The organism is Candidatus Deferrimicrobiaceae bacterium (assembly GCA_036504035.1).
Classification (GTDB): Bacteria; Desulfobacterota; Deferrimicrobia; order Deferrimicrobiales; family Deferrimicrobiaceae; genus JANXPS01.
In genome coordinates, this window is record DASXVV010000006.1 from 80010 (window position 1) to 94121 (window position 14112).

General features: G+C 64.6%; 10 protein-coding genes. 7 read left to right on the forward strand and 3 right to left on the reverse strand.

Going from position 1 to position 14112, the window contains the following annotated elements:
* Positions 1–402 precede the first annotated feature (402 nt).
* On the forward strand, positions 403–2394 hold the full coding sequence (locus VGK27_01725) for a hypothetical protein (protein ID HEY3488822.1): 1992 nt from the start codon (positions 403–405) through the stop codon (positions 2392–2394).
* A gap of 79 nt (positions 2395–2473) precedes the next feature.
* On the opposite strand, the gene speY is transcribed toward VGK27_01725, so the two are convergent.
* Both speY and VGK27_01735 read right to left on the reverse strand, forming a co-directional pair.
* A complete protein-coding gene (gene speY / locus VGK27_01730) occupies positions 2474–3583 on the reverse strand; it encodes a deoxyhypusine synthase (protein ID HEY3488823.1) in 1110 nt (369 codons plus the stop codon).
* Positions 3584–3626: 43 nt separating this feature from the next.
* A complete protein-coding gene (locus VGK27_01735) occupies positions 3627–4655 on the reverse strand; it encodes a hypothetical protein (GenBank protein ID HEY3488824.1) in 1029 nt (342 codons plus the stop codon).
* 60 nt (positions 4656–4715) lie between these two features.
* Here VGK27_01735 and nifA point away from each other — a divergent pair, with 60 nt between their 5' ends.
* Complete coding sequence (nifA, locus tag VGK27_01740) at positions 4716–6338, forward strand: nif-specific transcriptional activator NifA (GenBank protein HEY3488825.1); 1623 nt, start codon at positions 4716–4718, stop codon at positions 6336–6338.
* Here nifA and VGK27_01745 read toward each other — a convergent pair.
* Positions 6335–8683, reverse strand: coding sequence for a PAS domain-containing protein (locus VGK27_01745; GenBank protein HEY3488826.1), 2349 nt, complete (start codon positions 8681–8683; stop codon positions 6335–6337). The two genes, nifA and VGK27_01745, sit on opposite strands and share 4 nt — an antisense overlap.
* A gap of 285 nt (positions 8684–8968) precedes the next feature.
* Here VGK27_01745 and VGK27_01750 point away from each other — a divergent pair, with 285 nt between their 5' ends.
* The 5 genes from VGK27_01750 (at position 8969) to VGK27_01770 (ending at position 14095) form a co-directional block, all read left to right on the forward strand.
* Positions 8969–9754 (forward strand): hypothetical protein, encoded by a 786-nt coding sequence (locus VGK27_01750; GenBank protein ID HEY3488827.1) that lies wholly within the window; start codon positions 8969–8971, stop codon positions 9752–9754.
* 73 nt (positions 9755–9827) lie between these two features.
* On the forward strand, positions 9828–11504 hold the full coding sequence (locus VGK27_01755) for an ammonium transporter (protein HEY3488828.1): 1677 nt from the start codon (positions 9828–9830) through the stop codon (positions 11502–11504).
* A gap of 31 nt (positions 11505–11535) precedes the next feature.
* A complete protein-coding gene (locus tag VGK27_01760) occupies positions 11536–11874 on the forward strand; it encodes a P-II family nitrogen regulator (GenBank protein ID HEY3488829.1) in 339 nt (112 codons plus the stop codon).
* A 130-nt stretch (positions 11875–12004) separates the two neighbouring features.
* The gene (locus tag VGK27_01765) at positions 12005–12835 is read left to right on the forward strand and encodes a universal stress protein (protein ID HEY3488830.1); all 831 of its coding nucleotides are present in this window, start codon (positions 12005–12007) and stop codon (positions 12833–12835) included.
* A 12-nt stretch (positions 12836–12847) separates the two neighbouring features.
* On the forward strand, positions 12848–14095 hold the full coding sequence (locus VGK27_01770; protein HEY3488831.1) for a sodium:proton antiporter: 1248 nt from the start codon (positions 12848–12850) through the stop codon (positions 14093–14095).
* Positions 14096–14112: the final 17 nt, after the last annotated feature.

The window sequence follows — 14112 nt, forward strand, 5'->3', positions numbered from 1 at the left end:
GAATTGAGAGCGACACTCGTCGTACGTGGGGTGATGTTCCTTTGCATGGTGATTACCAGTCTGTTCGGCCAAGGGCGGATCAACGAACGGGAGATGCTGCGGAAGTATGTGCGAACCCATTCCCTTCGATTTCGGAGAAGACCTCCCGTACCTTCTGCGATTGAGGAACAGACGGCGTACCGGAACACCATCGCGCGGCGAACAGGCGAGTGATGCGACTGGAACCGGATTTTACAAGCCTTGAACCCTGGGAACAGAGAAATGCAGCATCCTGAAACATCGGGGACCATCGGTTCGCAAAGGCGGGTTCGTTCCCACGGTCTGGAGCTGTTTGTCGGATTGGTTTCGCTCGGCCTGGTCGCCATCCTTCAACCCGAATACGCAGTCGGGCAAAGCATATTCATGAAATTGCTTTTCGCCCTGCTCTATCTGCCGCTCCTGGCCGCCATTGCCTTCGGAGTCCTCCGGATCGCCGGCAAACTTCCGACGTTGACCGCTTCGGTCATCCTCGGATCCTGGATCACGATCTCATGGTGCTTCTTCGGCCTGTTGTCAACGTTCCCGATCGAACCGTTCGGAACGAATCTTCCGATAACCATTGCCGCATCCATGGCCGCCGGCGCTCTTGTATCCGCCGCTGTCTCCCTTGCAGGAAAGGCCACCCTGATGTTCCCGATGATCATGGCGATCACTTTTCTGGGCATGGCGGCGCTGTTGAATGTCTCGTATTGGGTCTACAAAGCATTTGCGGGGAATCAGGAAGCGGCAATAGTCGAAATCCTCAGGGAGAAGCAAGCGGTCCCGGGGGTGCCGTTTCCGGGAGACCCGGGGAGTTACCCGGTCAAGACCCTGACCTACGGAACCGGCACCGACCGACACCGACCTGAATATGGAGCCGGGGTCTCGATCCGTACCCGGACGGTCAGTGGCTCTCCTTTCGTTCCTGCCCAGTGGTCCATCGCACGAACCGGCTACTGGGGATTCGATGAGACGGCGCTCCCGATCAATGGGAGAGTCTGGTACCCCGAGGGCAAGGGACCCTTCCCGCTGGTCCTGATCGTTCACGGGATGTGCGGCATGACCACCTTCTCGGATGGCGGGTTCGCATACCTTGGCGAGTTGCTCGCAAGTCGGGGCTATATCGTCGCTTCCGTCGACGAGAATTTCCTGAACCCGGGCGGGTACCGGTACGGGGAGTTTTCGGAATCGGACATCGACGCCAGGGGATGGCTCCTGCTTCAGCATCTCAAGGTTTGGGAGCTGTGGAACCGGGACCCGGGAAGCGGGTTCCACGGCAAGGTCGACATGGATCGGATTGCGCTGATCGGGCACTCCCGCGGGGGCGAGGCGATCGCGGCTGCCGCGGCTTTCAACCGAATGGGCAGGTACCCGCGGAACGGCAATATCCCCTTCGATTTCCACTTCGGGATTCGCACGCTGATCGCGTTCGCACCGAGCGACATCACGCAATCCCGTTATGAACGATCGACCCCGTCGAAGATCGAGAACGTGAACTACCTGCTTCTCGAAGGAACGCACGACAGGCAGGTTCCAAGCGTCATCGGGGCCAGGGTTTTCCAAAGAGTCCGGTTCACCGATCCCGACCGGCACTACATGAAGTCGGCTCTCTATATCGGCGGCGCCAACCACAGCCAGTTCAATTCCGACTGGGGAATCTACGATCTCTCCTTCCCGACGCGGGTGCTCACCGACATGAGCGCACAACTGGGCGCGTCCGACCAGCGTGACATCGCGAAAACCTGCGTCTCGGCTTTTCTCGATGCGACCCTTAAAGGGGATGAACGTTACATCCCGCTGTTTCGGGATTATCGCCTGATGCAGGGTTGGCTTCCCAAGACCACATACGTCAGCCGGTACGAGGATTCGGGATTTCGCCCCATCGCGGATTTCGACGAGGATATCGATCTATCGACAACCACTATCCCCGGCGGGACGATCAGCGGCGAGGGACTGACTCAATGGCGGGAACAGGACATCGATCTTCGCGGGACGCGCAACATCGTGGAGGGGATGATGCCTTCCGATCGCCTGATGTTTTCGATCGCGTTTCCGGACACGACCACCAGCCCTGAAATCAGCGTAATTCTTACCGATCGAAACGGACAAAGCGCGAGTCTGCCATTGTCGAGGATATTCCCGGTCAAACCCGCTCAGCGTTACTCGTTGACCCGCCTCGGCTTCCTCGAAAAGCCCTCGCAAGTGCTGATCCTTCAGACGGTTTCGATCCCGCTGGCACGGTTCATGATGTCCAATCCCCGCCTGGATCTCGCCTGCATCCAGAGGATCGATTTCAAGCTGGACCCGAACCATCGCGGGAGAATCCTGTTGGACGATATCGGCGTCGACATCGGGAAGGACATTCCCGCCGCATGACAGGATTTTTCCCTGGAAAGGAAAAGGCCGGGGGGCGAACGCCCTTCCGGCCTTTTTCGTTCGTCGTCGCGTGTGCGTCTTACTTCTTCTTCGCCTTTTTCGCCTCGCGCGACAGGTAGGCCTTCTGCAGCGCCAGATAGAGCTCTTCGCGCTGGTCGTAGAGCCGCTTCAAGGGCCGCTTCTTGGAGCGCGTCAACACGTAGGCCGTGAGCAGCGGCAGCGCGATGGTCGTGTCGAGGTAGCACACGACGGCGTCGGGGAGGTTGTCGGGGTCGACCTTGCCCCACGACACCGCCTCGGACGGCGTCGCGCCCGAGAGGCCGCCTGTGTCGGGACGGGCGTCGGTAACTTGGAGGAAGTAGTCGTGCCCCTTCTCGTCGAGGCCGAGCACCTCTTGAATCTGCGGCTCGGTCTGAAGCATGAAGTTCTTGGGAGATCCGCCGCCCAAGATAAAGACTGCGCTCTTGCCCTTCTTTTTCGCCGCGTAGACGATCGCCGCGGTCTCGTTGACATCGCGGGAGACGTCGATCTTGACGCCCTTGCCCTTGAGCGCCATCGCCGCGACGTTCATGCCGATGGAGGAGTCGCCCGGCGACGAGGTGTAGACCGGCACGCCGTAGCGATATGCCGCGGCCAGCACGCTGACCTCGCCCAACCCCAGCGCCTTCTCTCGCTCGGCCAGGTACCTCCCCATACGGTGGTGGAACTCGGCGGTGCCCATCTCGGCCTGGAACTCGTCGGCCTCGAGCACCTTCCGGAAGAAGGCGTCGGTGTCGAGCAGCACCTCATAGGAAAACAGGATGTCGTAGATGCGGACGACGCCCTCGTCGCGCAGCACCCGGTCGTCGGTGAAGGGCGACCCGGCGTGGAGCTGCATGCCGAGCGCGAAGTGCGCGTCGTGGTACAGATTGGCGCCGGTGGAGATGATCCAGTCGAGCGCGCCCGCCTTGATGAGCGGCACCACGCACGAGGCGCCGAGCCCCGCGGGCGTCAGCGCGCCGGTCAGCGACACGCCGACGGTCACGTCGGGGCGAAGCATCTTCTGCGTGAGCAGCCGCGCCCCTTCGCGCAGACGTCCCGCGTTATAGGCGAGGAAAAAGGTGTCGATCAGGTCGGCGGCCTTCTCCCCCGCACCGATCGGCGGCGGCAGGATGCGCGCGCCCTTCAAATACTTCGACGTCTTGGCCATTACGTTCGTTACCCTCCCGATCGGGTGCCTCTTGCGGCGCCCCTTAGTCTTCCGGTACCAGCAGGAACTTGGCGGCGATCTCTTCGGACAGCGTGGCGCCGTCGAAGGAAGCGGTCGCCGTGTAGGTCACCCGGCTGTCGGTCTGGATCTCGCGCCCGGAGATGATGTCGACGGCGCTGCGGAAGTTGCCGGCTGCGCTCGTCTTCGAGGTGTACTGCCCGGGCAGCTTGACGCCGAAATCCTCGAGCCGCTCGGTCAGAAGCTCGGGCGAGAGCCGGGACTCGCCGGCATATTTCCCGGCCGCGTTGAGGAAATGCTTCCCGTGGCTCACTTCGAATCCTTCATAGGCCAGCTCGGTCTTGACCTGCATGGGGCCCAGGTCGACGCTGGGGCCGACGAAGGGCAGCAGGAAATCCTTCTCCTCGATGGCCCGGTATTCCCTGGTGAGTTTCCGGCCCGCCAGCCGCGTAAACGGCTTGGTGTAGAGATCCTGCATCTGCGCCAGGTAGCCCTCGAGCCGGAACGTCTTGCCGAGGATGTCGCCCGCGGGGCTGTCCTTGACCGTCGCCATCCAGTCGCGCCAGGCCTTGGCCATCTCGGTGCAATCGGCCTTCCCGGTATTCGTGTCGAGCGTGAAATAGAAGGTCTCGGGCGGGGAGAGCCGGCGGAACGGCGCGTCGACGAACTTGCCGTCCTGCAGGATCTTCGCGGCGGACTCGCGGATCTCGATCCGGGCGATGCCGTCCTTGACGCTCTTGACGGTCTGGACCGCCGTGAGCTCGAGCCCCAGCGAACGGTTCCGGACGGTCTCCTTGCCGTCGGCCGCGCGCAGCGTCCGACGGACCTCGCCCGTGGAGACGAATCGGCCCTTCCACGAGTTGCCTTCTTCCAGATGGAGCGTGACCCCGATCTCGGTCGGCAGCTCTCCCTTGCCGTGCTTCGCCGCTTTCGCGGCGTTGTCGCAGGCGGCGCCCTTGTGGCGCATGCAGGCACATCCCGACGCGAGCAGCGACATTCCGGCGATCAACGACACCAACACCGTCGATACGGAAAACGGACGAACGTTGCGCATGCGGCACCTCCGGGCGTTTCGAGTTTGACCGCATTATATAACGCAGGCCATAATCACGGGATGAACGATTACCGATTTACCGCCAGCGCCGATCTCACCGCCATCCACGAAGTCGCCAAGTTGCTCGCATCCACCCGGAACCTGGAGCGCGCCCTCGGGACGACGCTGCGCACCCTCCAGAGTCTCCTCGGGTTCGACCGGGCCGCTCTCCTTTTCCCCGACCCCGCGACGCGCGAGCTCCGCATGGAGGCGAGCGTCGGCTATTCCCGCGAGGAAGCCGAACGCGCGCATTACGTCTGGGGCGAAGGGATCGTCGGCAAAACGGTCAAGACCGGAAGCCCCATCGTCATCCCCGACGTGCGCCAGGAGCCGATGTTCCTCGACAAGACAGGCGTTCACGCCGATTCTCCCGAGCCGGTCGCCTACCTCTCGGTTCCCATCAAGATCGGCAACGAGGTGCTGGGCGTTCTTACCGCCACCCGCATCGGCCGCCTGGGGACGCAGGCGCTCGAGGGCGATACGCGCACGCTGGTGATCGTCGGCTACCTCATCGGGCAGGCGATGAAGCTGAACACCGCCTTCGAGCGGCTGCAGGAGGAGTTCCAGCGGCAGCGGCAGGAGTTCGAGAAGACCATCCGCAAGACCTACCGGATCGAGAACATCATCGGGCAGAGCAAGCGGATGCAGGAGGTGTTCGCCTCGGTCGTCAGCGTCGCGGCCTCCCGCGCCACGGTGCTGCTCCGGGGCGAGAGCGGCACGGGCAAGGAGATGATCGCCCGCGCGATCCACCTGGCGGGCAAGCGCGCCGAGCGACCGATGATCACCGTCAACTGCGCCGCGCTGCCCGAGACGCTGCTCGAGTCCGAGCTGTTCGGCCACAAAAAGGGCGCGTTCACGGGCGCGGTCGAGGAACGCAAGGGGCGTTTCGAGGAAGCCTCCGGCGGAACCATCTTCCTTGACGAGATCGGCGACATCCCGGTGCCCACGCAGGTCAAGCTGTTGCGCGTCCTCCAGGAACGCAAGTTCGAGCGGCTGGGCGAGAACCGCACGATCGCCGTCGACGTGCGCATCATCGCGGCCACCAACGCCGACCTCGAGAAGATGGTCGAGGAGGGGCGTTTCCGGGAAGACCTCTACTACCGGCTCAACGTCATCCCGCTGTTCCTGCCGCCGCTGCGCGACCGGCGCGAGGACATCCTCCCTTTGCTCGAGCATTTCATCGAGCGCTTCAACCGGGAGCACGGGAAGAACATCTCTTTCTCGCCCGACGCCATCGAGCTGCTGCTCGACTACCGGTGGCCGGGCAACGTCCGCGAGCTCGAGAACCTCGTCGAGCGCACGGTGGTCATGGCCCGCGCCCCCGTCGTCCAGGCGGCGGATCTTCCGCGCGGGGTCCGGACCTATCGGGCCGGCACGATCCTAACGACCATTGCGCCGCCGCCCGAGGCCGCCACCGAAGCCGCGCAGGCGGGAACGGCCGCCCAGGCCCCGAAGGGCCACCCGCCCGCCTCGCGCGCCGCTTATCTGAAGGATATGGAAAAGGAAGAGTTGCGCCAGGCGCTCGACAACGCCGGCTGGGTCATCGCCCGCGCCGCGAAGCTGCTCGGCTGGACGCCGCGACAAGTGGGCTACAAGATGAAGAAGCACGCCCTCGCCTCGCCCTGGAAAAAGCCGGGCGACTAGGGCGACACGATCCCCATCGCCTCGCGGATCTTCCGGACCAGCGCCGCGGGCCGGAACGGCTTCTGGAGATACCCCCGCCCCTTTCCCATCGCCCCCTGCTGCGCGACCGACTCCTCGGTGTAGCCCGACATCAGCACGATCCCGACGCCCGGGCACATCTCCTCGATCCGGTCGGCCATCTCGCAGCCGCCCAGCCGCGGCATCACGATATCGGACAGGACGAGGCGGATCTCTCCGAGGTGCTGCTTCGCGAGCTCGACCCCCTCGACGCCGTCCGCCGCCACGAGTACCCGGTACCCGGCCTGCTCGAGCGATTCGCGCACCAGCCGGCGGACCGCTTCCTCGTCCTCGACGACAAGCAGCAGCTCACCACGGACGGGCATCGCCTCGGCCGGTTTCTCGATTTTTCCGACGCCGACGTCCCCCGTGACCGAAGGCAGGTAGATCCGGAAGGTCGCCCCGTTCCCGGGTGAGCTCTCGACGAGGACGTGCCCTCCGCTCTGCTGGACGATCCCGTAGGTCGTCGACAGCCCCAGCCCGGTTCCTTTTCCCTTTTCCTTGGTCGTGAAGAAGGGTTCGAAGATGTGCTCGCGGGTCTCGTCGTCCATGCCGATCCCGGTGTCGGACACGCTGAGGAGCACGGCGGGGAGCGGCATCCCGATACCGGATTCCAGCAGGCCGGCATGGTCCTCGACGCCCACGGCCGAGGTCTCGACGATGAGGCGCCCCCCGTCGGGCATCGCGTCGCGCGCATTGACCGCCAGGTTCACGAGCACCTGCTCCAGCTGACCCGGATCGATCAGGATGTTCGGGATGCCGGCCTGCGTGCGCGTCTCGAGCTCGATATCCTCCCCGATCAGCCGCTGGAGCATCTTGTCCATGTCGCGCACGACGTCGTTCAGGTTGACCACCCTGGGCTGGAGCATCTGCCTGCGGCTGAAGGCCAGGAGCTGCCCGGTCAGCGACGCGGCGCGCTCGCCCGCCTTGTTGATCTCCTCGATATCGTGCCGGTTCGGGTTGCGCGGGTCGAGGCGGCCGAGCAGAAGCTCGCAATAACCGAGGATCGCCGTCAGCAGGTTGTTGAAATCGTGGGCGACGCCGCCGGCCAATCGTCCGACCGCCTCCATCTTCTGGGCCTGGAGAAGCTGATCCTCAAGTCGCTTGCGCGCGGTCAGGTCGGTCAGCGATCCGGCGATACGGACCGGTTGCCCCGCCTCGTCGAACAGGCAGGTCCCCCGCCCCTGGACCCAGCGGTAACTGCCGTCCTTGTGCAACAGGCGATACTCGGTGTCGATGTGACGGTTACGGCCGCCCGTCAGGTCGGCCAGCGCCGCGGTGACGCGGTCGAAATCGTCGGGGTGGATCCGGCTCGACCACGCATCGACGTTGTATTCGACCTCGCGCTCGGCGTACCCCATCATCTCGAGGCAACGCTCGGAGAAATGCATCTCGCCCGTGCGGACGTTCCAGTCCCAGATGCCGTCGTTCGAACCACGAACCGCCAGCGCATAACGCTCTTCACTTTCGCGTAGCGCCTCGTCGGACCGCAGGCGGTCGGCCAGTGCGCGGTGCTCGGTCTCGGTGAGTTGCCGAGCGATCGCCTCCCGGGCCGTCTCCAGCCGGGCGACGATCTCCTGGTCGAAGATCCGCAGGATGCCCACCACGGCCCAGGCCATGACGACGGCAAAAAACGTGCGGAACAGGTGGACGGGCACGTGCATCTGAACCAGAAAAGTATCGACATTCAGCAGGTTCGCTGGGAAAAAAGCCGCATTGGCCCGGATGCAGCCGCAGAAGAAAGCCCAGGCCAACGTTGCGCCGGCCGCGCCCAGGAAATACCTACGGCTGCCGAGCGGTTGGAGTTCCGTGCGATTCGCCAGGTAATAGCGGTAGAAGCCGGCCGCCGACAGCACCCCGCCCGGGAAGCGGACCAGGTAGCCGACGAGGACATTCGAAGTGACCCAGGGAAACGCCGACGGGACGGATAAGGCGGCGATCGCCGCGAAGAGCAGCGGCATCAGCCAGGCCGGCAGCGTGCGCCCCACGAGTCCCAGCAGGCGGCGGCCGAATTCGAACAGGAAGGCGTAGGAGACGTAGGTGAGGAGCTGCGCAACGCGGAAGAGCGCTTCGTTCCGGCCGTGGATGACGGTCCACATGTCGATGAAATCGGCCGGCGCGTGGATGAGCGCGTAAGCGACGTAGAGCCACAGGACGCCGGCAAGCGAGTGGCGGCTGCCCTTGTGCGGTTGGACCCAGATCGCGATGCCCATGATGGCGAACGCCATCCCGTACACAAGGTACACCAACTCGGGATTTCGGCCGACCCAATCATAGAACGGATTCACGCTGCCTCCGAAGTCCTCTCGGGCCTCATATTCCTCATCGGAATAATAAACGATTTCCTTCAGCAACATATCGCACGACGGAAGCGGCCGGCCTGGACGCGCCCAAATTGTCGATATTGCGACAATCGTGGGACCGGCCGGGACCACCCCTCGCGTGCGACTGACACGTCCTCCTCATAAAAATCTCCTTCCATAATGACCACTTGCGGCGTCGCATTCCCCGGAGCGGCGATTCGGCACGCATACTGCGTTGTCTACCGGCAACAACATTTCAAGGAGGCAAAGATGTCGAACCGCTCCCTGCTCCGGAACCTTTCCCTTGCCGCCGTCGCGCTCTGCGCGCTCACGGGCACCGCGCTGGCCACCCCTTCGACGCAGATCTGGATCCCGTCGACCGACGTCCAGGCCTTCAAGACCGTTCACCTGAACGTCGACAGCTACATCCGGACGAGCAACAACCCCGACGGCACCCGGTCGAACCCGCTCTACGTCATCGGACCGACCTTCGGCGTCTCGCCGTTCGAGAAAGTGCAAGCCGAGGTCGGCTTCGACCTGATGTACTCGGGCGCCACGGCGACCGGCCCCGACGGCAACACCGTCAACCTCGACAGCAACCCGCTCTATGGGCACGCCAAGATCGGAACGCCGGAAGACGCACTATTCAAGGGCTCGCCCGCCCTCGCGGCCGGCATTTACAACGCCGGGACGCGACGCAAGGTGACCGATCAGAACATCGCCTACGCCGAGGCGGCGAAGACGATCCCGGTGCTCGGACGCATCTCCGCCGGTTGGTTCGTGGGCAACAGCTACCTGCTGAACGACGCACAGGGCAACAACGACGCGAGCGGCGTGCTGCTGTCTTGGGACCGCACGATGACCGAGATCTCCGACAAGCTGTGGCTGGGCGTCGACTACCAGGGCACGAAGAGCGCGATGGGCGCACTGTCCTTCGGCGCCTCCTGGGCGTTTGCGAAGAATGTCAGCGTGATCCTCGGCTACGACATCTACAACAGCAAGGCCACGGGCGGCCAGAACACGGCGACCGTGCAGGTCGACATCAACTTCCCGTAGGGGACATCCCGACTACGCGAGCCGTTCTGAAAAAAAGTCCCGTTCCATGAACGGGTAGACGAGGAGACGCAAGATGAAACGCATAACGAGAAAGGCAGCCACGATATTCCTGTGCCTGGCGATGCTTTCGATGTTCGCCGGCTCCCTCTTTACGTCCTTTGCGGAAGACAACGCCGCGGCGAAGACGGCCGACAACGCGGCGCCTGCCGCCGCGGCGGCTCCGGCAGCGGCCGCACCTGCCCCCGCGGCGGCCGAGCCAAAGCCCGACCCCTCCGGCGTAAACACCGGCGGCGTCGGCGACATCATCGGCGGCTCTGCGGGCGCGCCGACCGACAACGATCTCAAGCTGATGGGCAAGACCGAGCCGCTGGCCGCCAAGGTCGCCGATACGGTCGGCCACAACCGGATCGCCATAAACACCGTCTGGACGCTCGTCTGCGGCTTCCTCGTCATGTTCATGCAGGCGGGCTTCGCGATGGCGGAAACCGGCTTCACCCGCGCCAAGAACGCCGGCCACACCATGGCGATGAACTTCATGGTCTACGGACTGGGCATGCTCGGCTTCTGGCTCACCGGCTTCGCGATCCAGATGGGCGGCGCGGGCCCCTTCGCCACGCTGGGCGGCGGTGGCACGATGAACAGCGAATTCGTCGTCCACCTGTTCGGCAAGGAGTTCGGCCTGTTCGGCACGAAGGGCTTCTGCCTCGGCGGCGGCGCCTATGACGCATCGATCTTCACGATGTTCCTCTTCCAGATGGTGTTCATGGATACCACCGCGACGATCCCGACCGGCTCGATGGCCGAGCGGTGGAACTTCAAGTCGTTCGTCCCGTATGCCTTCCTGGTCGGCGGTCTCATCTACCCGCTGTACGGCAACTGGGTGTGGGGCGGCGGCTGGCTGTCCAAGCTCGGCAGCAACTTCGGCCTGGGCCACGGCCATGTCGACTTCGCCGGCTCCTCGGTCGTCCACCTGACCGGCGGCGTCCTCGCCTTCGTCGGCGCCAAGATCCTCGGGCCGCGCATCGGCAAGTATGCCAAGGACGGCACCCCGCAGGCGATTCCCGGCCACCACATCCCGATGGCGGTCGTCGGCTGCTTCATCCTCGCGTTCGGCTGGTTCGGCTTCAACGCCGGCTCCACCCTGGCCGGCACCGATTTGCGCATCGGCGTGGTCGCCGTCAACACGATGCTGGCGGGCGGCGCCTCCTCCTTCTCGGCCATGCTCTACATGTGGCTGCGTTACGGCAAGCCCGACATCAGCATGATGGCCAACGGTCTTCTCGCGGGTCTCGTCGCGATCACGGCGCCGTGCGCCTTCGTCAACTCGATGGCGGCCGTCTTCATCGGCCTCGTCGCCGGCATTCTGGTCTGCTGGGCGATCTTCTTCGTCGAGCGGACGCTCAAGGTCGACGATCCGGTCGGCGCGATCGCGGTCCACGGCTTCAACGGCGCCTGGGGCGTCCTCTCGCTCGGCCTTTTCGCCGACGGGATGTACGGCGACGGATGGAACGGCGTCGCGGGCACGGTCAAGGGGCTCTTCTACGGCGATCCCGGACAGTTCCTCGCCCAGGTCATCGGGACGGCGACCAACCTGATCTACGTCGGCGCCATCGGCTACGTCGTATTCAAGGTGCTCGACCTGACGATCGGCCTGCGCGTCTCCGAAGAAGCCGAGCTTGAAGGCTGCGACCAGAGCGAAGTGGCGGTCGTCGCCTACCCCGACTTCAACCTCCGGAACATGCCCCGGTAACCGGGACAAGCGAAAGACCAGGAGAACAGCCATGAAAAAAGTGGAAGCCATCATCAAGCCGTTCAAGGTCGACGACGTCAAGAAGGCGCTCAACGACATCGGTATCACGGGCATGACCGTGTCCGAGGTCAAGGGCTTCGGCCGGCAGAAGGGACACACCGAAATCTACCGCGGTGCGGAATACGTGGTCGACTTCATCCCGAAGATCAAGATCGAGGTCGCGGTCCCGGCGGACACGGTCCCGGCCGTGGTCGAGCGGATCGTCACCGCCGCCCGCACCGGCAAGATCGGAGACGGCAAGATCTTCGTCTACGATATCGAGGACGTCGTCCGGATCCGCACCGGCGAGCGCGGCAAGGAAGCGCTCTAGATCGTCACGACGACGGGAGTTCCCCGCGGCGGCTCCGGCTGCCGCGGGGGGCTCCCGCCCTTTTTGTGTTCGCATCCGCAATCCACCGTAATATCCTTGGGGCAAGGCACACCGAAACGGAGGTTTCCCCATGAAAATCCTCTACCCGCTGCCCACCCCGGGCTCCCCCCCCGACGCGCTCGAGATGGCCATCGACATCGCTCGCGCCCACGGGGGAAAGATCCGCATCCTGTCCATCGTCGACACCGAACGCATCCGCAGCATCGAAGCGGGGGCGACGCCGGGCGCGATCGAGATCGCCCACGACGTCGTCGAGGAGATCACCGCGCGCGAGCGGGACATCGCGGCCGAGTCTCTGAAGGCCGCGCTTCGCCGGTGCGGAGAGGCCGGCGTCCCCACCGACGGGAAGATGGTCGAGGGCGATCCGCGCGAGGAGCTCGTCCTGGCCTCGGTCGACGCAGACCTGCTGGTTGCGGGAATCAACGCCCATTTCGCTTTCGGCGGCGAGGACAAGCCCGCGGGACTCGCCCTCTCGCTCATGAAGGACCGCACCGTGCCCGTCCTGTTGTGCGCTTCACCCTGGCGGGCCGTACGGACGTTGGCCGTCGGGTGCGGCGGCGGGGAGCGGACGCTGCGGGCCGTCGGCGCGATGGCGCGGATGGGGCTCTGGAAGTCCGGGGTCCGCACCGTCCTGCTCGCGGTCGACGACGACTCCGAGCGTGCGGAGCGGAAGATCGCCGGCCCCAAGGAAGTCCTCGAGGAAGACGGTTATACCGGTCTCGAATCGGTGATCGCCCCGATGCCCAAGATCGAGAACTTTCTCGCGGCGTGCAAGCGGGAGCAGGTCGATGCCGTGGTCCTGGGCGGCTTCGGCGAGCATCGCTGGAACGACGTCTTCGGCTTTTCGATCACCGGCCGGATGATCCGCGAGGCGCAGCATCATCTCTTTCTGTTCATGTAGCGCGAGGACCCGTTGACCGAATCCGCCTCCCACGCCCTAGGCCTGTCGCTGCCGCTCTGGTCCGTGCTGCCGTTCGCGGGCTTCCTGCTGTCGCTTGCCGTCGTCCCGCTTCTCGCGTCCGAATTCTGGTCGCGGCACTACAACAAGGTCGCGGCCGCCTTCGGCCTGCCCGTCGCCGCGGCATTCCTTTTCTTCGGGCCGCACGAGCTGCTGACGACCGCGCTCGACTACGCCTCGTTCATCATCCTCCTGGGCTCCCTGTTCACGATCTCGGGCGGCATCCTGGTTCGCGGGGCATTTCGCGCGACTCCGGCCGTCAACGCCGCGTTCCTGCTCTGCGGTAGCCTCCTCTCGAACGTGCTGGGGACCACCGGCGCCTCGATGCTGCTGCTCCGGCCGCTCCTGAGGGCCAACGCCCACCGGAAGCGACGTGCCCACGTCGTCGTCTTCTTCATCTTCACCGTGGCGAACATCGGCGGTGCGCTGACGCCGATCGGCGATCCCCCCCTGTTCCTCGGCTTCCTCAAGGGAGTCCCGTTCTTCTGGCCCCTGCGGGCGCTCTGGCCTGTCTGGCTGTTCACGCTCGGGACGGTCGTCGGCGTTTTCCTTCTCGTCGACCGGCGGATCCGGAAAACTGACGGCGCGGCGGCAGATGCCGGTGGGGAAAAGACCCCGATCAAGATCGACGGAACGGTCAACTTCCTGCTGCTGGCGCCTGTGATCGGCGCGGTCTTCCTGCCGGCCCCTTATCGGGAGGCCGCGATGGCGGGCGCCGCCGGGCTGTCGATGTGGCTCACCCCGCGCGCCGTACGCGAAGAAAACGGCTTCACGTGGCACCCGATCCGGGAGGTGGCGATCCTGTTCGCCACCATCTTCGCGACGATGATCCCCGCCCTGCTGCTCTTGCAGGCACGCGGCGGCGCGTTGGGCGTCTCGCAACCCTGGCAGCTCTTCTGGGCTTCAGGGTCGTTGTCGAGCTTCCTCGACAACGCGCCGACCTACCTCACCTTCTTCTCGCTCGCCCAGGGCATGGGGAACGGCTCCGGCGTTGCGGGTGTCTCCCCCGCGCTCCTCGCCGCGATCAGCGCCGGAGCGGTCTTCATGGGCGCCAACAGCTACATCGGAAACGCCCCCAACTTCATGGTCAAGGCCATCGCCGAGGAATCCGGCGTCCGGATGCCCTCGTTCTTCGGCTACATGGCGTGGTCGTGCGCAATCCTCATTCCCACGTTCATCCTGGTGACGCTGATCTTCTTCTGACCGGTTGTATACTGTCC